General features: G+C 30.2%; 22 protein-coding genes. 5 read left to right on the top strand and 17 right to left on the bottom strand.

What is annotated here, in order from left to right; translation table 11 throughout:
* Positions 1-3: 3 nt before the first annotated feature.
* The 5 genes from AACQ14_RS16555 to AACQ14_RS16535 all read right to left on the bottom strand — a co-directional run bounded on the left by AACQ14_RS16555 (position 4) and on the right by AACQ14_RS16535 (position 5,474).
* A complete protein-coding gene (locus AACQ14_RS16555) occupies positions 4-921 on the bottom strand; it encodes a carbohydrate ABC transporter permease (protein ID WP_339364701.1) in 918 nt (305 codons plus the stop codon).
* Positions 922-1,069: 148 nt separating this feature from the next.
* Positions 1,070-2,449 (bottom strand): carbohydrate ABC transporter substrate-binding protein, encoded by a 1,380-nt coding sequence (locus AACQ14_RS16550; RefSeq protein ID WP_339364700.1) that lies wholly within the window; start codon positions 2,447-2,449, stop codon positions 1,070-1,072.
* A 289-nt stretch (positions 2,450-2,738) separates the two neighbouring features.
* Positions 2,739-3,458, bottom strand: a complete 720-nt coding sequence (locus AACQ14_RS16545; protein ID WP_339364699.1) for an LTA synthase family protein — start codon at positions 3,456-3,458, stop codon at positions 2,739-2,741.
* Positions 3,459-3,462: 4 nt separating this feature from the next.
* Positions 3,463-4,746, bottom strand: a complete 1,284-nt coding sequence (locus AACQ14_RS16540; protein WP_339364698.1) for a hypothetical protein — start codon at positions 4,744-4,746, stop codon at positions 3,463-3,465.
* A 38-nt stretch (positions 4,747-4,784) separates the two neighbouring features.
* Positions 4,785-5,474 (bottom strand): GDSL-type esterase/lipase family protein, encoded by a 690-nt coding sequence (locus AACQ14_RS16535; RefSeq protein ID WP_339364697.1) that lies wholly within the window; start codon positions 5,472-5,474, stop codon positions 4,785-4,787.
* Positions 5,475-5,727: 253 nt separating this feature from the next.
* On the opposite strand from AACQ14_RS16535, the gene AACQ14_RS16530 reads away from it, so the two are divergent.
* From AACQ14_RS16530 to AACQ14_RS16515, 4 genes are all read left to right on the top strand, one after another.
* Positions 5,728-6,105, top strand: coding sequence for a BlaI/MecI/CopY family transcriptional regulator (locus AACQ14_RS16530; RefSeq protein WP_339364696.1), 378 nt, complete (start codon positions 5,728-5,730; stop codon positions 6,103-6,105).
* Between the two features lies 1 nt (position 6,106).
* Complete coding sequence (locus AACQ14_RS16525) at positions 6,107-7,780, top strand: M56 family metallopeptidase (RefSeq protein WP_339364695.1); 1,674 nt, start codon at positions 6,107-6,109, stop codon at positions 7,778-7,780.
* Between the two features lie 367 nt (positions 7,781-8,147).
* The gene (locus AACQ14_RS16520; RefSeq protein WP_339364694.1) at positions 8,148-9,194 is read left to right on the top strand and encodes a tetratricopeptide repeat protein; all 1,047 of its coding nucleotides are present in this window, start codon (positions 8,148-8,150) and stop codon (positions 9,192-9,194) included.
* 33 nt (positions 9,195-9,227) lie between these two features.
* Positions 9,228-9,758, top strand: coding sequence for a metalloprotease family protein (locus AACQ14_RS16515; RefSeq protein ID WP_339364693.1), 531 nt, complete (start codon positions 9,228-9,230; stop codon positions 9,756-9,758).
* A 113-nt stretch (positions 9,759-9,871) separates the two neighbouring features.
* Here the strand turns inward: AACQ14_RS16515 and AACQ14_RS16510 are convergent, their stop codons facing one another.
* The 8 genes from AACQ14_RS16510 to AACQ14_RS16475 form a co-directional block, all read right to left on the bottom strand.
* Entirely contained in the window at positions 9,872-10,717 is an 846-nt protein-coding gene (locus AACQ14_RS16510) for a YitT family protein (RefSeq protein ID WP_339364692.1), read from the bottom strand.
* A 139-nt stretch (positions 10,718-10,856) separates the two neighbouring features.
* Positions 10,857-11,834 carry an SIS domain-containing protein gene (locus AACQ14_RS16505; RefSeq protein ID WP_339364691.1) on the bottom strand — a complete coding sequence of 326 codons (978 nt, stop codon included), beginning with the start codon at positions 11,832-11,834 and terminating at the stop codon, positions 10,857-10,859.
* Between the two features lie 159 nt (positions 11,835-11,993).
* Positions 11,994-12,851, bottom strand: coding sequence for a carbohydrate ABC transporter permease (locus AACQ14_RS16500; RefSeq protein ID WP_339364690.1), 858 nt, complete (start codon positions 12,849-12,851; stop codon positions 11,994-11,996).
* 10 nt (positions 12,852-12,861) lie between these two features.
* Positions 12,862-13,737 carry a carbohydrate ABC transporter permease gene (locus tag AACQ14_RS16495; protein WP_339364689.1) on the bottom strand — a complete coding sequence of 292 codons (876 nt, stop codon included), beginning with the start codon at positions 13,735-13,737 and terminating at the stop codon, positions 12,862-12,864.
* Between the two features lie 74 nt (positions 13,738-13,811).
* Complete coding sequence (locus AACQ14_RS16490; RefSeq protein ID WP_339364688.1) at positions 13,812-15,131, bottom strand: ABC transporter substrate-binding protein; 1,320 nt, start codon at positions 15,129-15,131, stop codon at positions 13,812-13,814.
* Between the two features lie 154 nt (positions 15,132-15,285).
* Positions 15,286-16,182: a PfkB family carbohydrate kinase gene (locus tag AACQ14_RS16485; RefSeq protein WP_339364687.1), complete on the bottom strand. Its 897-nt coding sequence runs from the start codon at positions 16,180-16,182 to the stop codon at positions 15,286-15,288.
* A gap of 445 nt (positions 16,183-16,627) precedes the next feature.
* The gene (locus tag AACQ14_RS16480; protein WP_339364686.1) at positions 16,628-17,347 is read right to left on the bottom strand and encodes a GntR family transcriptional regulator; all 720 of its coding nucleotides are present in this window, start codon (positions 17,345-17,347) and stop codon (positions 16,628-16,630) included.
* Between the two features lie 96 nt (positions 17,348-17,443).
* Positions 17,444-18,253, bottom strand: a complete 810-nt coding sequence (locus AACQ14_RS16475; RefSeq protein ID WP_339364685.1) for a histidinol-phosphatase HisJ family protein — start codon at positions 18,251-18,253, stop codon at positions 17,444-17,446.
* Between the two features lie 216 nt (positions 18,254-18,469).
* On the opposite strand from AACQ14_RS16475, the gene AACQ14_RS16470 reads away from it, so the two are divergent.
* On the top strand, positions 18,470-19,462 hold the full coding sequence (locus AACQ14_RS16470; protein WP_339364684.1) for an SIS domain-containing protein: 993 nt from the start codon (positions 18,470-18,472) through the stop codon (positions 19,460-19,462).
* A 66-nt stretch (positions 19,463-19,528) separates the two neighbouring features.
* Here the strand turns inward: AACQ14_RS16470 and galE are convergent, their stop codons facing one another.
* The 4 genes from galE to AACQ14_RS16450 are packed head-to-tail and all read right to left on the bottom strand — an operon-like array spanning position 19,529 to position 23,924.
* A complete protein-coding gene (galE, locus tag AACQ14_RS16465) occupies positions 19,529-20,545 on the bottom strand; it encodes a UDP-glucose 4-epimerase GalE (RefSeq protein ID WP_339364683.1) in 1,017 nt (338 codons plus the stop codon).
* A 55-nt stretch (positions 20,546-20,600) separates the two neighbouring features.
* Positions 20,601-22,007, bottom strand: a complete 1,407-nt coding sequence (locus AACQ14_RS16460; protein WP_339364682.1) for a phosphoglucomutase/phosphomannomutase family protein — start codon at positions 22,005-22,007, stop codon at positions 20,601-20,603.
* A gap of 59 nt (positions 22,008-22,066) precedes the next feature.
* Positions 22,067-22,804, bottom strand: a complete 738-nt coding sequence (locus tag AACQ14_RS16455; protein WP_193774616.1) for a sugar phosphate nucleotidyltransferase — start codon at positions 22,802-22,804, stop codon at positions 22,067-22,069.
* Positions 22,805-22,841: 37 nt separating this feature from the next.
* Entirely contained in the window at positions 22,842-23,924 is a 1,083-nt protein-coding gene (locus AACQ14_RS16450) for a GHMP family kinase ATP-binding protein (protein ID WP_339364681.1), read from the bottom strand.
* Positions 23,925-23,987: the final 63 nt, after the last annotated feature.

The following is a 23,987-nucleotide window of genomic DNA, read 5'->3' as shown; positions in this document are numbered from 1 at the left end:
CCATCAATAATTATCGTTTTCTTTTTCAGTCAGTTTTCTACTAATAACAGCTAAAGTGAATGCAAATAAAAATACTACTACAGCAACAGCCATTGCATATCCAAAGTTAGAGTTGGTGAATGCTTGACTATACATATATGACAGTAAAACCTCTGATCCACCGTTAGGTGCTCCTCCTGTCATGACCGTAACGAAAAGAAAACTCATATTAAGTGAAGATATTATAAAAAATACTATTGTTACTCTGATTATTTCCCAAAGCATTGGTATTGTGATTAAGAAGAATTGTTTGAATTTTGATGCTCCCTCTAGATCGGCTACTTCGTAGAATGAAGGTGATATAGAATCCATACCAGCCATATACATTACCATGTAATATCCTACAGCCTGCCATATCATTGCTCCTGAAATAGCCCACAATACGGTTTTTGAATCCCCAAGCCAGGTTTTCCCATTTAATCCTATAAGATTAAGTGCTGCATTAAGTAGTCCTCTGTTTGGTTCGTATATATATGTAAATAATATCCCAATAACTACGATTGATAATACGTTAGGGAAGAAGAATAATACTCTGTATAGATTTTTTTCTTTGAATTTACTGCGCGATAATGTTGAAGCAAAGAACAGTGCGATTACCATAGTTACTATTGTTGTTACAATCATTAAAAACACAGTGTTCTTAAAAGCTAGTGCAAATTTCTGATCATGTAATAATGTCTTAAAATTATCAAGCCCTATAAATGTTTTTGTAGGTGATAATCCACTCCATTTGTAAAGTGAATTAATAAATACTTTGATAGCTGGATAAACACCTAATATTAAGTACAAAACAAATGCAGGGGCAACACAAACTGCAAGAAAGAAACCTTTACTAGAACTAATCTTGCTTTTTTTAAATATTCCTTTTTTTACTGTAGACATTTGGTTACCTCCTTTACTATTTATGTTCGAGTAAAAAATTTGAACAAGGGCTGTCTAATAATACATTTTTAATGATTAAGGAAGATAGCCATCCTAAAAATGTATTATCCGACAGCCCCATGTGCAAAGTTAATAATTCATATAATTACTATTTAACTATATTTTTAGCTGCTTCTTCAAAAATTGGTTTTAGATAATCAATAGCTTCTTCTTTAGTCTTTGTTCCTGTTATAACTTGACCTACTGTACCAAAGAATTCTTTTCTAGGAACAAGAGTCATATTATCTACAGCTGCAAAGTTACTGATTAATGGTTTGTATCCTTCATCAAATAATGTATATGATGCTCCTGTTGCTTCATCAACAAAAGGTTTGATTACATCTGCTACACCTTTTAATGGTGGAACTGATTGTGCTTTTTCAGCTTGAATTTTTATTGCTTCGTCTGAATAAAGGAATTCTAAGAATTTCTTAGCTAATTCTTTGTTCTTGGATGCACTTGGTATATACATTTCATCCATTGATGCAACTACATACTTGTCATTATCTGCTTTTAATACTGGTGCTGCTGCAAATCCCCATGTGAATCCATCTTCTCTTGGTGCATCTTTCATTTCATTAGCAATCCATGAACCATTAGGAATCATAGCTGCTTTACCCATAAGGAATTCTGCTTGTGATGTTGTATGGTTGATACCTGCTGTACCATTCATGATCGCTTTAGTTGATGCTATTTTCTCAAATTTTTCCATGATTGCTTTGAATTCATCTGAGTCTAAAGTTGCTACATCATATTTTACAAGCTTATCAAATGTATCTTTTCCTGCACCTGAAGCAATTGCAGGGAATACTAATGATTCAAGATATCCTGGATAGATACCTGCATATGTAATAAGTGCTCTGTCTGTTATTTTATTTTGAAGTTCAAAGAAATCATCCCATGTTACTGGTGCTGTAATATCATTTGTCTTGAAATAATTTTCATTGTACCATAATCCAAGTGATGAGAAATTGAATGGTGCAAGATATGTTTTTCCATCACCATAAGGACTTAGAAGTGAGTTATCTAGCACTCCATCAATCATTTTGTCTTCTAATTTATTCATTACATCACTAATATCAGCGATTCCTTTATCTTTTATAAGAGATTGTGTTGTACCTGATTTATCTCTTGATGATAAGTATATAAAGTCTGGTGAATCATTTGATAAAATGTCATTTCTAATTCTTTCACCTATATTAGGATCAGCTGTAACTTCTACTGTAACACCTTCATTTTGCGCTTCGAATGCTTTTGCTACTTCATCCCAATATTCACGTCCAAACCCACCTTGGAAAACAGAAACTTTTAGAGTTTGTTCTTTTATTTCTGGTTCTTGCTCATTGTTTTTTTCTTCAGATGATTTTGATGTATCTGCTGTAGTACTTTTTTGATTATCATCTGTAGTTGGTTTAGTTTTTGAACCACAACCTGCAAACATTGCTACAACCATAATTAGTGCAACGAATAAAGAAATTTTTCTTTTCATAATTAAACTTCCTTCCTCTTTTATATTTTATATTTGTTTATAGTTCACATTATAGTAATTCCACACAAATCATACAATGGATAAAAATTATACAAATAGCATAACTTTTATAACAAAAATTAGATTTTATTGTTAATATCTATTAGTATATAAGAATAACACATAAATACCTAAGAAATATACCAATTCAAGAATTTTTAATATTGTATTGATAACATCATTGATTATACAATAAACATTATATAGAAATCACTGGAGATGCAATAGAAAGGAATGTGTTTGTTCTTTTTTATACATGTAGCTTTCTCCTAATTTTATTTCTGACTCTATCAGGTAAACCATGATATAATCCTAGAATCAAAAGACTTATAGCTACTGAACTGATAAGTACAATTATTGACCAGCTTGGTTTTATCATATTATTAATCCTATATGATATAATTGAATCAATACCTAAACATAATAAGCCTATACCCTCAAATATATAATTCAAAATATATATAGCTTTGTTTTCTTTTTTACTTCTTTTATATAAGAAAACACATATATATAAAATAGCCATAACTAATAATATTATTAATATAGCATAACTATAGAACCAGGAAATATTATTATCTATACTGTCTAATTTATATGTTAAAACAATAGATATCAAACCAATACCTAATATATTATAATAAATCCTTAGATACCCAAATAGGAAAAAAAGATAGAAAACAGATGCTATTATACAGTTGATTATATAATTTATTTTTAATGTTATTGACGGATAGAAAACTCTTATGCTTATCAGTATTGGTATGGCAAAAATTAATATTATCTCAAATATAAAAAAGACTTTGTTCTTAACAATACTTACTCTATCCTTATATATATTTTCTGCTTCTGGAAATACATTAATTGATTGTTCATCTATTTCTTGTCCCACATCTGGTATTGGGAAATCACATAGAGGACATTTTTTTATATTATTATCAACTTCCACACCACATTTTGCACAATAGGGCATAAAATCACCTCAAATTTGTTTCAACCTTCACGTAAATATTCATCTTTCTTATTTTCCTGAAAAAGCTTTTTTCTATTTCAGTATTTTTTGTTAATCTTCCAAATGATATATAGATATTCTCTTTATATGAAGCCACCCCGACCTTTACTATGTTACCTTTGCTTGGAGGTGGATAGAATTCAAATCTTTCTATTAATCCCTCTATTTCACTAGGCATTACTATAAGCCCTAGATTGGATATACTACTTGTATATCCGCTTTCTCCAAACCTCTGATAGATTACTGGCATTATCAGATTTTTTATGAACAGGGGAATTATCCTTATCAATTTATTCTTTTCATTATTCACATTTCTACTAATGTACATACTTAGATATTTTTCATTCAAATTCAATTCAAGATAGTTCTTAACTTGTTTTATCAGCTCTTCTCTATTATATTTCCCTAATCTTAAGTCAATGGAAGGTGTTATACTAATAAAAAAATTTCTCATGGTACTAGAAGGAAATATTCTTCTTAGATTGACTGGCAGATTGATTACTACTCTTTTTTTCAATCTTTTTCTTTTCCTTTTATCCTGGGAATAAACAAAATCCTGAATTGTTTCAAAATATAATGCTAATAGTAGTTCGGTTATTGAACAACCATATATTCTAGACTGCTCTTTTAATTGTGATACATCTAATATTCCCGTTATAATGTAATACTCCCCTTTTTTATTTAGTTTAAAGGGAAAATGCATAGCCTTCTTAGGTAAATCTGGAGGTGGTATATCCTTCTTATAATATTTGTGAGCAGAGTCTTCATATTCTTCTTGTTTTACTGAAGATTTTATATCCAAGATATCTTTTGATATGGTTGATTTGATACCTTTCAATTTAAAATATTCTACCAATAAAGTCTTAAGAAATGCTATAGCTCCTGTTCCATCTGTAATGCTATGGGAGAATTCACAGCTTATTTTCCTGTTATAGTACAATACTCTAAAAGGGAATGTCTTTTTCTTTTTGAAGAACATGAACATACAAGGATAAAAAACTTCTTTTTTAACCTTAGGATTATGATATGCATATTCAAAGTAGTACCAGAAAAGACCTTTTTTCAGGTTTACTTTGAAATATGGGAAACGTTCTATTATGTTGTCTAATGCATTCTGTAATAATACAGGATCAACTTTTCCCTTTAGTGTTGCTGATACCCTGAATACTGTTGATACTCTTGTTGATGTAATGGAAGGATATATTTTCCCGGTATTATCTAATCTATACCATCTTCTATTTGCTGCCATATAATCACTTTCTAATTCATAGATTTGTTTGATTTTTATTAAAGATACTTTTCTAGTTCTCTAGCAACTCTTTCATATCCGCATGGGGATAAATGTAAACCTTCTGTTGTATATTCATATTTTAGCTGACCACGTTTATCTCTTAATTTTTTATTCATATCTATATAAGTACAATTATATCTTTTTGATACTCTATATAATTGTCTATTTATTATCTGTATCTGCTTGTTATCTCTGTTTCCTACAATCCTCTTCTTGATTCTATTATTAACATCTTTGTAGACTGGATATATTGATTGAACATAAATCTTAGTTTTTGGTAATCTGTTTTTTAATTTTTTTATAATCACCTTAGTATTATTTATTATATATCTAGATTCTTTTTCATTACCTATATCATTTATTCCTATAAGCAAGAAGACCTTTTTAGGTTGTAAGTCAAAGGCACTCTCCTTTAATCTGCATAGAACGCCATAAGTAGTATCACCAGATATTCCTCTATTAATTACATAGTGTTCTGGATAGAATTCTGATACCATGAAATGTTCAGTTAGTGAATCTCCTATGAACACAATACCCCCTGGTTTTAGTTTTTTATTTAATCTTCTAAAGTAATCTACCCTCTCGTTATAATGGTGAAATAACCATGTTGATGGTATTTTACAGATTATATTATATGTTTTAAGGGCTACAATTATAAAAGTTGATGATATAATCCATTTAAGCATGTTTAACTCCTTATTAATGTTATTTTTATTATTTTATTATTAGTAGGTGTTTTAATAAGGAAAATTATTCAGGAAGTTTTTAACCATCTAAAATATAGTGTTTATAATACTTGACATATATAATCAATATGGGTTTTAGTCAAATGTCTAAGAAATTTATTTAAATCTATTGACATCCATTTTAGACAAATGTATAATATGATTCAAAGAACACATCTATTATATGTTCTTGCCTTAAAAAGGAGATGATATCTTGAACAGTAAAAAAAAATTACCAGATGCGGAATTTGTAATAATGAATGAGATTTGGAAAACTACACCACCTATAACTACCAACATACTTATGGAGAGATTAGGCGAGAAAAAGAAATGGAAAGTTCAAACACTGATTTCTATGTTAAATAGACTTGTAAAACGAGAATTCCTAAGTACAGAGAAAAAAGGTAAGGAACGAACCTATCTGCCATTAGTCACAAAAGAAGATTATCTAAAATTCGAGACAGAAAATTTTATAGAAAGATTTCATGAGAACTCAATAATAAGCCTAGTGAATACATTATATAATGATAAAAAACTAAAAGATAAAGATATAGAGGAATTGTCAGCTTTGCTAAAAGACTGGGGGGAATGATTTGGAATATTTTATGACAGCTCTAATAACAAGTTCTATAACCATGTCAGCCATTGCATTGTTATATATGGTTTTAGAGCCTTTACTATCAAAAAAATACTCTGCTAGATCTATTTATTTTGGATGGTTGATTATAATTTTCGGACTTTTGATTCCCTTTAGACCACAATTCAGTAATCCATTGATTGAAATTAACCCACCAACAGCTAGTTATATCAATACACCAATTGTTAACCCTGATATAGAATTTACAACTAGTACAATAGTTGAAGATACCAGTTCTATATCTATGAATTCCCCCCAAATACATTGGTTTCAAGTTGCATTTATCATTTGGCTGGCTGGTTGTGCTGTTTGTATGACTTATTATATATTGCGACATATTCATTTTATGAAAATGATAAACAGGTGGAATGAGGAAGTTGAATCAATTTCAATCTTAGACTTATTAGAAGAATTAAAGGCAAATATGAATATTAATCATAGGGTCAACATTAAAATATGCCCATGTATCTCAACTCCAATGCTTGTTAGATTTTATAAACCATTAATATTGTTACCCGAAAACAAGATGTCCTATAGTGAAATATCCCTGGTATTAAGACATGAGTTGATTCACTACAAACAAAAAGATATATTATTCAAAGCAATAATGTTAATGGTTATAGGTATTCACTGGTTTAATCCGATGGTATATTTTATTGCGAAAATAACCAATAGACAATGTGAGATCTCATGTGATGAAAGGGTAACAAAATATTTGGATATAAAAGGTAAAAAGCTATATGCTGAGACAATTATTAATGCAAGCAGAAGACAAACAAGGTATCAAACTGCATTATCAACTAATTTTTATGGAGGAAAAAGTAGTATGAAGAAGAGGATTATTTCTATCATGAATGGTACGAAGAAAAAATTAGGCTTTCTTATATTAGGTTTTATTATTATAGCTACTATAACTACAGGAGAAGTTTTAGCTACTAGTAATTCTAATGCTAAAGAGCAAGTTAAAGAAAAAAATAATATTATCACTGAACAAATTGAAGTAAAATCACCTGAACGAAATGAATTTGAAGATAAACGTATAGGGAAAATCAAACAAGATTCTGCTATATATGAGAAATTTGGTTTGACCTATAATGAAGATGAAGATAAATTTTATTATAACAATAAAACAGTTAAATGCTTTTTTGACAAACTTAGTGATGAAAAAAAATATTACTTTATAATTCGTCCCAGTGGTGAATTGAATCTCAAGGCTCTTCGTAATAAAAACAATGAGTTGATAGGTATTACCTTAGTGAGTAAAGATGAAGCAGATAAAATATTGGGATCAACCGAAAGCAATCAAATCCCTGTACCTAAACAAGAAGATAAATCTATCTCCACCAATATTGCTGAAGAAAATAAAGATAACAAGCGAACTGATAAAGTAGCAAATAAATATTCAATATATGAAAAATATGGTTTGATATATGAAAAAGATAAAGATATGTTTTATTATGATGGTAAAACAGTTAAAAGTTTCTATGATAAAAAAGATGATAACAGCTATTTTCTATTTACCCATCCTAATGGGTTAGTCAATACTAAGGCTATTCGTAATGAAGCTAATGATTTGGTAGGGGTTGTAAAAGTAAGTAAGAAAGAATATGATAATTTGTTTAATCAATAAAAACAGAAGAGGATACATGATCACTGGGAAATAAATTGGTGATATAATACAAACCCATAGATACTTGTCAGGTTTACCTTGTTAAATATACCTTTTACAATCTTTTTTGGATAGATATGCTGTAATTCTACTGTTATATATTTTAAAGATGGTAATTTTGAATACAATCTATAATTACAATATTTTATTAGAATTAATACTAATTTTAATAATAATTATGCCGATACATTTACTGGCATTGTTTTGATATGCGATAAATTAACTCATATTATCAAATGACAATATAATCTTGGTTAAGTTTTCATTTATATAGCAGAACAATATTTAGTATAGCTATACGAGGAAATATACAGGAGAGGAGACTTTTATGTCAGAGGAGAACATGAACAACGAATATAACTATGGCAATTTTTATGACCAGACCTATCATTATGGTTGTGAAAACTGTGGAAGTTCTATTGTTGAAGAAGGCTACAAATTCAATTTATGTAAAGATTGTCGAGACAAGCTTTCCAAAAGACCTATTCCTCCATCAATCAAGTTCGTATTTTTGATTGTTATAGGATTAGTCATTTATTCATTGATGAGATTTCCAACAACAATGAAAGGTGCAATAGCTTATGAAAGAGGTAAACAGGCAGAAGAACAAAAGAAATATTCTACAGCTTTAGAGGAATATAAAAAGGCAAATGAACAGTATAATAACTCAGGAAATATAAAATCCAAAATAATTATAGCTCAATATTACAATGGTAATTATGCTGACGTTATTGACCTATTAATAGCTCTAGAAGGTACTACAATTGATAATGAAAAACTATATGATCAAATAGATGATATAAGTCTTGATCTGCAAGATATCTATGTGCTAGATGGTGAACTTAGTAATCTTATAGATATAATCGAAACTGATACAGATGATATAAAAATACAAAAATTAACTGAATATATTAATGTACACCCTAATAATAATATGACTGCTTATATGTTATCTGACCTCTACTGTACTCAAGGTAACTATGAACAAGCAAAATATTACATGGAAATAATGTTGAGACAACATCCAAACAACCAATATGCCCTAATATGTATGGCAGCAATTGAGAGAGAACTAGAAAACTATGATTCTGCAATATCTCACTGTAATCATATTCTTGATATGAACGTAGAATCAGCAGGAGCATATGCTGCATTAGCAAGAATAGAATTAAAAAGATTAAATGACAAAAAAGCACTTGAATATATTGAAAAAGCTTATAAACTTGATTCAGACAATCTTTCTATAATGGAGACTTTAGCAGAAACATATCATTATAATGATATGATAGAGGAGAGAAATGAAATCTTAAATATTATTAAAGAACATGATGACATTAGTCCTATAGATAAGGAATTTATAGAAAGCTTAGATTAAGAATCACAAGAATAGAAGAAAGGAATTAAAAACATGTTAATACCCGGTCAAATAATATCACTAGCTACTTTTCCTGGAGTAATAGTACATGAAATGGCACATCAATTCTTCTGTAGAATTTCAAGAGTTGCTGTTTTTGATGTTTGTTATTTCAGATTTGCTAATCCGTGTGGTTATGTTGTACATGAAGAACCAAAAAAAGTTTATCAACACGTATTAATCAGTGTTGGACCATTTATTATAAATACAATATTAGCTGCCCTAATAGCTATGTCAGCAGCAATACCCGTTCTGAGATTCAATTCCGGTGATTTACTAGATTTTTTCCTCATTTGGTTAGGAATTTCTATAGCTATGCATGCATTCCCAAGCAGGGGAGATGCTAATAATATATGGGAACTAATTAAAAGTAAAGACACTAATTGGCTGACTAAGATTTTATGTTTTCCAATAGTAGTTTTAATATACATAGGTGCTTTAGGATCAGTTGTATGGCTTGACCTGCTCTATGGAATGGCTATAGCACTATTAATCCCAAATCTCTTAATGAAAATATTAGCTTAATTATAATAAACTTAATCACTATAAATTATAAAACCAACTCTGTTTAACTGTAATGGAAGCTAAGCAGAGTTGTATATTCTACTGAAAATTTTATGGTTAAAAGAAACCTTATTCTATTTAAATCCCTTACCTATTACCTCACTTGTATTAACTATTATAACAAAGGCATTTCTATCAACTCTTAGAACACTTTCTTTTACACGTGTAAACTGCTGTTTTGAAACCGCAGTCATTAGTACACCATAATCTTTTTTACTATACATTCCAACTCCATTTAATTTCGTTATACCCCTATTAGATTGTCGCATTAACTCAGAAGCAACTTCATCTTCATGAGCTGTGATAATATAACACATTCTAACATAATCAAAGCCATTAACAACTAAGTCACTTACCTTGCCACCAACAAAAATCATCATTAACGCTAGAAGAACATTTTCAGGATTATTTAATATTAAACTACCAATAAGCACGATGCATCCATCGATAATAATTAATATTTTCCCAATGGTTATATGCTTAAACTTGGTAATAATGAGTTGTCCTAGAAGTTCTGTACCTCCGCTTGATACATTATATCTATAGTTTAACCCAATTGATATGCCAAAGAAAACACCTCCATAACCTGCACCGATTAGAGGGTTATTTGTCATAGCTGGTAAAAAAGCTAATGCATCAATTAAGAAATTTAATAAGGTTGTTACAATTAAACATTTTATAGTATAAGACACGCCTTTTATCCTAAAAGACATAATCATAATAGGTATATTTAATAAATAAGCAATTAAGCCAATGCCCCAAGGTATATATCTATTAATTACTAGAGCGACACCCGTTACTCCTCCACCAACAATATGATTAGGTTTAATAAAAAGATTAATTGCTAACGCAAAAAAAAAGCAACTTATGATTGTAAAAAAATAGCTGGTTAATTTATCTTTACTAAGCCGAACACCCATGATCTTTCCTCCTATGTCATAAAGGAATTTAATAACAGATAGAGAAAAACTGACACCGCAATAATTATATTACGATATCAGCTTGTTCTACTTTAGACTAGTCACTTTTCTATAAAACATCGTGACGTGTTACGTATAATTAATATTCCATTCTCCACATATATCTTCTAACAGTTAATGGATGCCCTCTAAAATCAGCAAGAGCATCTGCATATCCACGTAGAACAACCCCTACAACTAATGATGCAAAATAACCTTTAAGATCTTCATCCATATCTTTCATATCAAAATCTGCTGCATCAATTAATGTAATCTTATCTGAGAATTTTTCACAGAATTTATGTGCTCTTTCGTCAAGATATCTTGTTTGATCAATACCTTTTACTATGATAAATGGTACATCATAATCAGTAATTTCAAATGGTCCATGGAAGTATTCTCCTGAATGTATACAATTAGAGTTAACCCATTGCATTTCCATTAATAAACATATTGCAAATGAGTATGCAGGACCATAACTACCTCCACTAGCCATTGTATAAATAATTTCTTCTCTTTTATAATTTTCACCAAATTCTAATGCTTTTGAAGCATATTTTTCTATATTAGCTTTGAAAATGGCATCCATTTTTTCGATAGATTTACAAGCTCTTTCATATTTTTCATTAGGTTGTATAGTATTAAGAATATTAAATACTAAAGAATGTAAAATTGTATGATTATGGTTACTCATATCTGTTTCTTCTAACCAATCATAATGAATTGGGTATTGTGTTGTTTCCCAAAGTGGCGAACCTACATTATGTGACATTGAAATAGTTAAAGCTCCTTTTTCTCTAGCTAACCTTGTAGCTTCCACTGTCTCTGGAGTCTTTCCTTGCATTGAACAGGATATAACAACAGAATCCTTTCCTAATGCTTTAGGCATACGATGTATAAATTCATTAGCTGTATATACTGTAGCTGGTATTTCACATTCACAGTCCATGACGTATTGTGCTGGCATCATTAATGCCATTGATCCTCCACAAGCTACAAAATAAAAGTGATTAATCTTTTTCTTTGCTTTTACTGCTTCAACTGCTGCGTTAATTTGCTCAATATGTTCTCTTTTCATTTTCATTACTCCTTTTTTTATTTTATTTTATAAATTTATATTTAATAAATGTATATAATTAATATATAACATTATATAACGTTATGTTTAACGTTAAAACATTCTTTATTTTAAGCATCATTTTATGCATTTAAACATAAAATAATGAATTGTATTCCTCTAACCTTTAACAGAACCTGCGGTTAGACCTCTAATAAATTGCTTTTGCATTAATAGGAAAATCATTATCATTGGAATGGATGCAATAACAATTCCAGCTAACATTACAGTATAATTCGCTTTCATATCTCCTTGGAAAGTCATTAATCCTATAGGTATAGTCATAATCTCTTTACTTTCAAGAAAAACATTGGCAAATAAAAATTCATTCCAAACAAAATTCAAATTAACAATTGCACAAGAAGCAAATATTGGTTTGCTAATAGGTACAATTATTTTATAAAAAATCTGAAAACTATTATAACCGTCTATATAAGCTGCTTCCTCAAGTTCTTTTGGAATCGATAGAAAATACGCTCTCATTAAAAATACCGTAAAAGGTATTCTAAAGGCTATATAAGGCAGAATAACTGCAAAGTAGGTATTATATAGATTTAGTGTTTGCAGCATTTTATAAAGAGGAACTAATGCAACTTGTTCTGAGAGTGCCATACCTCCAAGAACTATGAAGAAAATAATATTTCCTCCTTTTACATTAAATCTAGTAAGACCATAAGCTAATGATGCACTAATGATAATAATTAATAATAAAGAAATCGAACTTACTATAACAGAGTTTTTAAAATAAGCAAATAATCCTTTTCCCCATGCTTCTGCGTAGTTACTAAATAGCCATTTACTAGGTAAAGCTAATGAATTATTGAATAGTTCATTATTACTTTTTAATGAGTTAATTAGTAACCATATTATAGGCAGGAATATACTTATTACTAGGATAATAAAGAATATATTTAACACAACTTTTAATATGTTATTTTTTTGTGTTTTCTTTCCCTGTATTACTTCGCTGGTTAACATGGCTACCCTCCTATACTTTACCTGATTTAGTAACAACTATTTGTATGACAGAAATAGTAACAGTTATTATAAAAATTAGCACTCCTGTTGCAGCTGCTAAACCCATTTTGTCATGTAAAAATGCATTTTGATACAAGAAAACTCCTAATACCTGTGAACTATTGCCAGGACCTCCACTAGTGGTTGAATATACCTCTGTGAAAAGTTTGAACGCACCTATAATGGTTATAATGGAACATACCAATAATTGTTCTTTTACAAGAGGAATCATAATATTGATTGCTCTTTTTATTGGACCAGCACCATCAATAGCTGCTGCCTCTAGATAATCTTTTGGTATATTCTGTATAGCTACAACCATGAGTAAAGCGATATAACCCGTGAACTGCCACTGACTCATTGCAATTATACAATAAATTGCTGTTTTAGAAGTTCCTAGCCATGATTGTGTAAGGTTATCTAGTCCAATTGCTCTAAGTGCTGAATTAAGTAGTCCAACTTGTGGTGAATAAACAAATGTAAATAACAAACCAACTGCTGTTAAAGATATTAATGCCGGTAGAAAATATATATTTCGATATACATTTCGTAGTCTTCCAGCAAGTTTACTTTCCAATAATAACGCAATAATCGTACCAAATCCCACTTGAACAATTAATGAAATAACTGCATACATTGTATTGTTTTTAATCATTATAGGAAAAATATCACTTGTAAAAAGTTTTATATAATTATCAAATCCTGCAAATACTTTTCCTGAAGAATACGAAGATAAATGGAAAAAGCTGTAGACAAAGTTAGATATTACTGGTACATAAACAAAGAATAAAACCATCAATAATCCTGGTATAATATAATAGTAAGGAACCATTTTTTTCCTTTTCATTATTATGTCCACCACCTTTCTGTATTAGAAAGGTGCATCTATATAAGAACTAGAGCACCTTACATCTTATAATTTTATTCTTTAACTTCTGACTGAGATGTTTCCTTAACTTCTTTTGCAACTTTTTGTATTTTTTCCATAACTTCTTCTGGTGTCATATCTCCATTAGTTAAAGCAGAAACCGCTGTTAAATATTCATTTGCAATAGTAGAATATAATGAAGCATCAAACCATCCAGACATAGTTTTTGCATTTTTTATAACATCATAGGCTTCAAGTAATTTTTGGTCATCAAGTCCTTCAACAATTCCAACTCCTGCATTAAACCAGCCTACTTGTTGAACTTCTTTTGTACCCACTTCTGGTCCTGTAAAGTATTTTAGGAATTCTATACTTTCTTCTGGATATTTTGTTTTAGAAGAAATTACAAACCCTTCTGGTGAACCAGTTAATAGTGTAGGATCACCCTCTCCTTCAATAAGTGGAAAACCGAACATTCCATAATTAAGGTCTGCATTTTCTTCTCCCAAATATGGTATTTCAACTAATTCTGCAAAAAACATAGCTGCTCTACCCTGTGCAAAATTATTACGAGCCATATCATGTGGTAAACCATTAACCGAATCATTAAAATATGGTATTAGTTGTTGATAATATTCTAGTGATTTTACGTAATTAGGATCAACAAATTCTCCTGTGGCTGGGTCTAAATCCTTTAATCTGGTATCATTGTCAACTAGCATTTGATTGATACTTCCTATATAGTGGGATGAAGGCCATTGATCTTGATTCCCATATGCTATAGGTGTAATATCTTTAGCTTTTAACGCTTCACATACTTCTATAAATTCCTCCCAAGTCTTAGGTACTTCTAGATTATTCTCATTAAAAATATCAATATTATAGAACATCATCTTAGCATCTAGTCTAAAAGGTATTCCATATAAAACATCACCACTGCGGTATTCATTTACTTGTGATTCCAGAAGAGAACTCTTCCACTCTGTATCATTATTAAAAGCTTCAGTAAGATTCATTATTAAGCCTTCTCTTAAAAAACGTTCTGAAAATTCACCAGACCAGCTGAAAAATACGTCTGGACACTCATTACTACCAACTACAACTTTAATCTTTTCTTTATAAGGTTGATTTTGTGCACTTGAAACAACAATATCAATATCAGGATGGTCAGCTTCATACTGAGCTACAGTTTCTTCAATAAATGTATTAAAAGGTTCATCTGGAAATCTGTGAAATAATTTAATGACTTTTTTTTCTTTTACTTCCTCCTCATCTTTTACATCATTATCATTAGATTTACTACAAGCTGTCATAGATATCATGACTATAATCAATAGTACTCCAATCAAACTTTTACCTAATTTTTTTCTCATATTATTGTCCTCCCATAATAGTAATAATAAAGTATTTTGGCTACATCTTAAGAAAATAAAATAAATATAATTTATTTAAATTTCTCTTTTGAACAATATGTACTTATAAATAGATACAAAAGAGAAATAGCTTTTAGTTCTAATTAAATCAATTCTATTCTTTATAACTTTTACCAAAACCAAATGCACCATTACAACTACAAATTTTAGATGAAAATATTGCTGCTTTATATAGATTTGCTCTTATTACTACATCTTTATACTCTTCTACCTTTGTTAATCCTTTATTCCCTGATTCTACAGAAAAATCTACTGTCTCTTTCATATCATTAATATACCCAGTTAAGAAAGCTGTTATGAAAGAATCTCCTGCACCCATAGTATCAACTGCATCAATCAAACAAGGTGATTGTTCATATAATTTCCCATCAACTAATACTAATGCCCCTCTTGCTCCTCTGGTAGCAATAACAATATGCTTACATCCGTATGAAATAATATCTTTCATTAATGTTATAATATCTTCATCTTTCATTTTACTACATGAAATACTTGCACAATCAATGTACTTACAACATTCCTTTAGATACTCGTTAGTGTAACGATTAGAAAAATCCATAGATATAAATTTTGAATACTGTCTTAGGATAGCCAGCTCTTTTTCAATAAAACTAAAACAGCTTGTATGAACCATATGAAATTCACTTATATAAGATAAATCTACCCCACTTAAGGTTAACGGATATTTTGCAGATACCCCGCCTTTATTAGAATCTACAAATACTCTATCACCTTTTTCCAATTTAACTTTTGAATAGCCATTTTCACCTTTATAAAATCGACAATGGTCTAACTTTATTCCTAGTGACTTTGAAGTCTGATATACATGTTTTGCAGCGTTATCATCACCAAAAACACCTATATAAGAAGCTTCTATACCAAGTATATTTGCATAAACAGCAAAATTCAAAGCATTACCACCAGGGTACATTATTTTAGTATTTATATATTTATCAACTACATTATCTCCTAATCCAATAACACGAATCATAATCACTGCCCCCTTCACAAGTAGTGTTTTTATATCTTCTTGCATTTATTATATTACGTTATAATACCAATTGCAATGGAAAATTTTATTTCATTGTATATTTTGTTTATTTTATACATTATTTCATTCTATTTTTGTGCATTATTTACATTTTCGCCTCATGTAGATTATCTTCCAATATTTTTATATTAATTTAACAAAATAATTCAGTCAATTAATTTACGCTTTTTCATACATATAATTGTATAATAAAAAACATATAATTATATTATTATATAAATATATGTTTTTTATTACTGATTTTTCTATAATCAAATTTTAATTTATTAATATTATGTATTTTTGGTATTAAAATGTATCATAACGTTTATTAAATAATATTATAAGAGATAAAGCAGAAGATTTCCCATAGGATAAAAAAACTGATTACCATAAGGAAATCAGTCTATATTATCATTTTGAATTTTTTAGGATTAACCACTTGTCTACTATTATGTATAGAATTACCTGTCTTATCATAACAGGCACATCTCAATAGCAACAATGGCGTATTACTCTCTATATCCAATAATTCAGCTTCTTCATCAGTTGCATAACATACATCTAATTCTGTTTTTCCCACAGATGGAACAATATCATGTTTATTCAATAGTTCATAAAGTGAACCTTCTAGATTATTAGTTAAAAGATAAGAATACTCAGTTGGAAAATGTGTATCCTCTACCATAACAGGTTCACCATCACAATATCGTATACGCTTAATTGACAATACGTTAGTAACACTATCATCTAAACTTAATTCTCGTCTATCTCTATCTGTTGCATTAATTAACCCAGCGAATAATAATGTAGCAGATGGTATTTTTCCTAATACTTCACAGGACATACTGAATCCCATGAATTTATTCATATTCCTTACGAGTTTAACCTCTGCAACAAAAGTTCCAACTCCTTGTTGTTTAACAAGAAAACCTTCTTCTACTAATTCAGCAATAGCCTTTCTTACAGTAATTCTGCTTACTTCGTATTTTTCACTTAGCTCTATTTCAGTAAGAATCTGATCTCCTGGATTCAGAATATTACTATTAATATCCTCTTTGATAGACTCAATCAATTGTCGATATAAGGGCACACTCGAATTTTTATCAAGTGGTGTTTTATTCATAGCTTTCATCCTTTTTTAATATAATTATTCTTAACCTCTTCATTTTTAGTATATCATATCCAATGAAAAAAACAAGGACATATTATAACGAATTTATTACAACTCAATTCGCTGATTTTTTCTATTATCAAAAGTATATATATTCCTAAATCCAATTTCTTCAAGTATATTGATAACTTTATCAAAATCTCTACCAATATCAAATGGATTATGAGAATCTGAACCTATGGTTATTATCTCTCCACCCATAGACTTATACATCTTAAGTATTGGTATTGATGGGAAGGGCTCGTCTAATCCTTGACGTAAACTTGAAGTATTGATTTCCAGACCTTTATTTCTTTCAATTAAACGATCAAATATCTGAGCTAATTCAATTCTATAATTAATTAAATTAACTTCAACATTTCTTTTTGATGCATATCTCTTAATTAAATCCAAGTGAGCAAGAGAGTCAAAATCACCTTTATCAACAAGCTCATAAACCTGTTCCAAATATCTTTTGCAATAGATATCTATAATACTATTATTATACATAATCTGACTAAGGTCTACATTCTTTATTTTATGTACTGAACCAAGTACGAAATCAAATTTATATGATTGTACTATTCTATCAGACATTTCTAATTGTAAATGCTGCTGCCCTAATTCAATTCCTTTTTTAATTATTAATCTACCGTCAAATTTTTCTTTACATTCATATATTATTTTAAAATATTCATCCAAATATGCTTCATTGAATCTGTTTCCAATTATTCCTGTAGAATAAAATTCAAAGTGATCTGTAATAGCTATTTCTCGAAATCCTTTGTCTATAGCTGCCTGACACATCTCTTCCATAGGTGTATTTGAATCAGGAGAAATGCTGCTGTGCATATGATAATCTTGATAAATTCTTTTCATTGTATCTCCTTCTAGATAAATTACGTTTTTTACCTAATGTCAACCTTATTAGTAAGCTATTTATCAACTTATAATTATAGCATATTTAATCAATTTATGCTAAATAGTTAAAATTGGCTGATAAATTTTTCTTGATTGTATTATAACATTATGATACAATATACTATGTTACAATACAAGTATAAATTTTGACTATCATACAAGGAGGTAATCTTAGTGTTTAATTTTAAAGAAAAAGAGTTTTTACAAACAGAACAAAGCGGTTTGGATATCATTAAAAACGTAGAAAACATAGTCGATAATATCTGTAAAGAAGGTTATAGTAATCTATTCTTTGTTGGTATTGGTGGAACTATCGCTTATGCAAAACAAACAGAAAGTATTGTAAAATCTCATTCCACGCTAAATCTTCATGTTGAGAATGCTGCTGATTTGGTAGCTTTAGGTAATTGTCATCTTAACAAAGATACTATTGTTATAATTGAATCAAAGTCAGGAGATACCAAAGAAATTGTTGATGCTGTAGATTATGTACATACACTGGGAGCAAAAGTGATTGGATATATTGGAAATCCTGAATCAATTTTGTCTAAGAAAGTTGATTATGTTGTGAATGGTAATAGTGGTCCATATTATTTTTGGTTCAGTGCTTCACTTAGATTTATGTATAATAAAGGTGAATTTGATGATTATGAAGATTTTATCAATAACATCCAAAACCTTCCTGCTATCCTTTGTCAAGTACAAAAGGATGCAGATGCAAAATGTGAAGATTATGCTGAAAAATACAAAGATGCCCCTATACAATATTTTATAGGTTCTGGTAACTTGGAAGGATGGGCTTATTGTTATGCCATGTGTATCCTAGAAGAAATGCAATGGATGCGTACAAAATTCGTATCTGGCTCTAATTTCTTCCATGGAACTCTAGAAGTCATAGATAGAGATACAAGTGTAATCCTATTTGTTGGCGAGGATAACTCTCGTCAGATAATGAATCGTGTGGATAACTTTGTTCAAAAAATCAGTGCAAACGTTACTGTTTTTGACACAAAAGATTACTCATTTGATAATATTGATGAAAAATATAGAGGTCTGATTTCTCCATTTGTCATGAGAGCTATATGTCAAAGAATATCTGTTCATCTTGAACATAAAAGAAGACATCCTCTTGCTATTAGAAGATATTATAGATGTCTAGATTATTAACAAATATTTTAAAGAGGCTGTATTCATATAAAATGATGCAGCCTCTTTTTATATAGCATAATCTAATTAAGATTCAACATACCCATTAGGATTATTACTCTGCCAACGCCAAGAATCCCTGCACATATCCTCAAGATTCTTTTCAGCTTTCCAACCTAACTCTTTATAAGCCTTTGAAGCATCAGCATAACATGTGCCTATATCTCCAGGTCTTCTCTCAATAATCTTATATGGAACCTTCACATCAGTTGCCTTTTCAAAATTGTTAATAACATCAAGAACGCTATAGCCTGTACCCGTACCTAGATTATAAGCTTCTATACCTTTCATACCTATAACCTTATTAAGAGCTTTTAGATGTCCACTTGCCAAATCAACTACATGAATATAGTCTCTCACACCAGTACCATCATGTGTATCATAATCATTACCGAATACACTTAATTCTTCACGTTTGCCAATTGCAACCTGAGTGATATATGGCATAAGATTATTAGGTATACCATTAGGGTCTTCTCCAATCCTACCACTTATATGTGCTCCAATAGGATTGAAATATCTAAGTAAAGCAATACTCCATGTATTATCTGATACATAGATATCTCTTAAAATCTGTTCAATCATAAGCTTAGTACTTCCATAAGGATTAGTAGTACTAAGAGGTAAATCCTCTGTTAAAGGTGATACATTATTCATACCGTATACAGTAGCCGATGAACTAAATACCATGTTCTTCACATTATGTTTCTTCATTAATTCACATAACACAAGTGTACCAGTAATATTATTATGATAATACTTCATTGGAATTGAAACAGATTCTCCTACTGCTTTAAGACCAGCAAAATGGATTACTGCATCAATCTCATTTTCAGCAAAAACTTTATCAAGAGCTTCTCTATCTAATAAATCCACTTCATAGAATTTAAAATCTTTTCCTGTAATCTCTTTCACTCTTTTCAATGACTCAGGTTTACTATTAGAAAAGTTATCAACAATTATTACTCCATATCCCTCTTCTAAAAGCTGAACTACTGTATGACTGCCAATATATCCAGCTCCACCAGTAACTAATATATTCATCTAATTTCCCTCCATTCTAGTAACATTGTTCCTATTATAATATAAAATATATAATCTATATTCCTAAGAACTCTTTCATTTCCTTACAAACAATTTCTGCTTTATCCATACAATCCATTTCAGCAAACACACGAAGTAGTGGCTCTGTTCCTGAGAATCTAGCAATAATCCAACCACCATTTTTGAAGAAGACTTTAACTCCATCCATGTAACTTACTCTTTCAACTTCAAAGCTGAATTCTGGAATCTTTTTATCTGTATATAGAATCTTCAATAATCTCTCTTTCTCTTCAACATCAAATCCAAATCCATGCTCAGCCATTTCAAATTTGCCAAATTGCTCATGAATCTCATCAAGAAGCTTTGAAAGATGCTTATTAGTAACACTTATCATTTCCACTAATAAGGAAGCTGCAAAAACACCATCTTTTCCCTTAATATGACCTCTGATAGTTAATCCACCGCTGCTCTCTCCACCAATAAGTGCATTAGTTTCTTCCATCTTAGAACTAATATGCTTGAAACCAACTGGAACTTCATAGCATTCTTCTCCAAAGCCTTCTGCAATCTTATCAAGTAGATGTGTAGTAGCTAAGTTTCTTACAACTGGACCAGTCCATTTTTTATATTTTAATAAGTAGTAGTAAAGAAGCGCCATAATTTCATTAGGATGAATGAAATTACCTTTTTCATCAATAATTCCTAAACGGTCAGCATCACCATCTGTACCGATTCCTAGATCAAAACCTTTTTCAACTACATCATTTTTAAGTCTGCCTAAGGTTTCAGCACTTGGAGATGGTAATCTACCACCAAAAAGTGTATCATGTCTATCATGAATCAATTCAACTTCACATCTTGCAGTCATAAGTATTGTTTGTAGAGATGTCTTGGATACACCGTACATTGGGTCAAGTAATATTTTCAACTGTTTATCTTTTATGGCTTTTAGATCAATCATGTTAATTATTGTATCTATATAATCATTGAAAGGATTATATATAACAACTTTTTCTTCGTTAACAGCTTTATCAAAATTCATTACTTTTATATGTTTCGATTCAATTTTGCCAATTTCAACTTCAATTTCATTAGTAATTTCAGCTGAAGCATCACGTCCACCTTCAGTGAATATCTTGATTCCATTATAATCAGCTGGGTTATGGCTGGCTGTAATGGCAGCTCCATAACGTAAATTCATTTCTTTAACACTGAACATAATCATTGGTGTAGGAGCAATCTTATTAATAAAATACACTTTGATTCCGTTTCCTGCCATAACTTCTGCCATCCACTGTGCACTTTTCTCAGACAAGAATCTTCTATCATAACCAATAACAAATTCATTAGCATTTTCTTGTATCATTCTATTAGCTAAACCTTGTGATAAAAGTTGTAAATTACTCTTGATGAAATCTTCACCGATTATAGCTCTCCAACCACCTGTACCAAATTTAATCATATAGCTCATTCCTTCCCTTGTCAATTAGTCAACATTAAACGTCAGTACCAAACTGTATATTAATTAGCTTCTTCTTGTAAAACTTTCTCACAGAACTCTAATTCTTCTACTGTATTCACTCCATAAACTTCATTAGTATTATAGATAGTATGAGTTACTAGTTTCTCACCTTTTTCCATAACCATCTTAGGTATATCAGTCAAGTAATATTCTTTTTGGATATTATCATTCTTCAATAGTTTCAGGTTTTCAAATAAAAATTTACTATCAAAAACATATACTCCAACATTTAGCTCTTTTATAGCTAACTGTTCCTTAGTACAATCTTTTGCTTCAACAACGCCTTCCATCTGACCATTTTCATCTCTAATAATTCTTCCATAAGCTGGTGGGTCATCAATGACAGCTGTCAAAACAGTACAAGTTGCATTCTCTTTTTCATGTATTTCAAACATTTTTTCATATGTACTTTTCTTGTATAGGGGCATATCACCATATGCAACTAAAATAGGTCCATCGTAATCTTTAAACGTATCTTCTGTAACTAGAACAGCGTGACCTGTTCCTAACTGTTCATCTTGACTTACAAATTTATAATCCCCTTTAATCTCTTCATAAACCATTTCTTTTTTATAACCTACAACTATTGTTGTATCTTCTTCCTCTATAAAAGATAAAGCATCTAGAACATACTCAATCAATGGCTTGCCATGAGCTTTTCTGAGAACTTTTGGCATATTATATTTTTCTGATTGTAACCTTGTACCTTTTCCTGCTCCTAATACGATTGCTTTCATATTAATCATCCCTTCGTTTGTATTATGTCATTATTGATTAACTATCTACTCTTACACCTGAATCTTGCTTGAGGATTACACCCCAATATCCTTTGGCACATACTTCATCCAATATTTTCTGTGCATCTTTTTCATAAGCGTATACGTAACAACAGCCACCTCCGCCAGAACCATTGATTTTACCTCCAAGGGCTCCATTTTCATAAGCTGTTTCAAGGATTTCTTCAATCTTAGGTGTTGATATTTCAAGTCCGTCCCTAAGATTACCATGATGTCTTTTAAGAAGTTCCCCTAGTTTTACTGAATCAACTCCTGTTTCAAACATCTCCTGAGCTTCTTTCAAAGTTTTATAGTTATCAATATTTGCCTTAACCTTAACTAATTTTGCTGGTGACAATTTTTCTAGATAAGCAAGATTTTTTTCGTCATTAACAAAATCTCTAATACTGTTTATACCATATTGTTTTAGTTCATCTAGGGCTTCAAGAACTGGATATTTAGCACTAGCCAATACCTTAGTAGTCTGCTTATCTTCTAGAGAATCAAAAAGTATAAAACAACCAGGAATTTCTGTATCAAGGGGTTCAACCACTGTTTTATCCTTGTCAAAAGTTAAGTGTAGAAGACCTCCATAAGCTGATGAATATTGGTCCATAAGGCCACCTGGCTCATTGAATTCTGTGACTTCCGCTTCAAATCCTAATAGAGCAATTTTTTCTGGATTATCCTTATCTTCATGATTAATCAACTCTAGTAAAACCTTGATAAATACTACTACCATTGTTGTAGATGAACACATTCCTTTTCCGATTGGAATATCAGAATCCATAAAAATGTCAAATCCTGATTCAATTTTATAACCATTTCTGCGAAGTACATTGATAGCACTCTTTATGTAGTCCCTGTTATTCTCGTAAACAATTTCTTCATCTAGATTAATTACTTCTTCTCTACTGATTCCTTCCCCTTTTAGGCGAACATGAATAATACGATCATCTCTTTTTGTTCCCTCAGCCCTGAATCTTAGATTAATAGCAGATGCTATTACCTCTAAGTTAAGATAGTCTTGGTGTTCTCCGAATAGACATATACGACTAGGTGTTGATACGGATATTTTCATTACATACTCTCCTCGTATAATAAGTCTGTAACCTAATTTACTGGGCTACAAACTTATTATACG

Origin of the sequence: Vallitalea maricola, assembly GCF_036985595.1 — a bacterium.
GTDB classification, from domain to species: Bacteria; Bacillota; Clostridia; order Lachnospirales; family Vallitaleaceae; genus Vallitalea; species Vallitalea maricola.
The sequence above is the reverse complement of the archived record's forward strand: the minus strand, read 5'-3'. Positions and strand labels throughout refer to the sequence as shown.

Bases quoted from the DNA above. Each gene is read 5' to 3' on its own strand.
- AACQ14_RS16515 (WP_339364693.1), top strand. From the start codon at position 9,228: ATGTTAATACCCGGTCAAATAATATCACTAGCTACTTTTCCTGGAGTA.
- AACQ14_RS16495 (WP_339364689.1), bottom strand. From the start codon at position 13,737: ATGAAAAGGAAAAAAATGGTTCCTTACTATTATATTATACCAGGATTA.
- AACQ14_RS16475 (WP_339364685.1), bottom strand. From the start codon at position 18,253: ATGAAAAGAATTTATCAAGATTATCATATGCACAGCAGCATTTCTCCT.
- AACQ14_RS16510 (WP_339364692.1), bottom strand. From the start codon at position 10,717: ATGGGTGTTCGGCTTAGTAAAGATAAATTAACCAGCTATTTTTTTACA.
- AACQ14_RS16555 (WP_339364701.1), bottom strand. From the start codon at position 921: ATGTCTACAGTAAAAAAAGGAATATTTAAAAAAAGCAAGATTAGTTCT.
- AACQ14_RS16540 (WP_339364698.1), bottom strand. From the start codon at position 4,746: ATGGCAGCAAATAGAAGATGGTATAGATTAGATAATACCGGGAAAATA.
- AACQ14_RS16450 (WP_339364681.1), bottom strand. From the start codon at position 23,924: ATGAAAATATCCGTATCAACACCTAGTCGTATATGTCTATTCGGAGAA.
- galE (WP_339364683.1), bottom strand. From the start codon at position 20,545: ATGAATATATTAGTTACTGGTGGAGCTGGATATATTGGCAGTCATACA.
- AACQ14_RS16500 (WP_339364690.1), bottom strand. From the start codon at position 12,851: ATGTTAACCAGCGAAGTAATACAGGGAAAGAAAACACAAAAAAATAAC.
- AACQ14_RS16505 (WP_339364691.1), bottom strand. From the start codon at position 11,834: ATGAAAAGAGAACATATTGAGCAAATTAACGCAGCAGTTGAAGCAGTA.
- AACQ14_RS16490 (WP_339364688.1), bottom strand. From the start codon at position 15,131: ATGAGAAAAAAATTAGGTAAAAGTTTGATTGGAGTACTATTGATTATA.
- AACQ14_RS16485 (WP_339364687.1), bottom strand. From the start codon at position 16,182: ATGATTCGTGTTATTGGATTAGGAGATAATGTAGTTGATAAATATATA.
- AACQ14_RS16535 (WP_339364697.1), bottom strand. From the start codon at position 5,474: ATGCTTAAATGGATTATATCATCAACTTTTATAATTGTAGCCCTTAAA.
- AACQ14_RS16480 (WP_339364686.1), bottom strand. From the start codon at position 17,347: ATGAATAAAACACCACTTGATAAAAATTCGAGTGTGCCCTTATATCGA.
- AACQ14_RS16455 (WP_193774616.1), bottom strand. From the start codon at position 22,804: ATGAAAGCAATCGTATTAGGAGCAGGAAAAGGTACAAGGTTACAATCA.
- AACQ14_RS16520 (WP_339364694.1), top strand. From the start codon at position 8,148: ATGTCAGAGGAGAACATGAACAACGAATATAACTATGGCAATTTTTAT.
- AACQ14_RS16545 (WP_339364699.1), bottom strand. From the start codon at position 3,458: ATGCCCTATTGTGCAAAATGTGGTGTGGAAGTTGATAATAATATAAAA.
- AACQ14_RS16460 (WP_339364682.1), bottom strand. From the start codon at position 22,007: ATGATTAAATTTGGTACAGGTGGTTGGAGAGCTATAATCGGTGAAGAT.
- AACQ14_RS16550 (WP_339364700.1), bottom strand. From the start codon at position 2,449: ATGAAAAGAAAAATTTCTTTATTCGTTGCACTAATTATGGTTGTAGCA.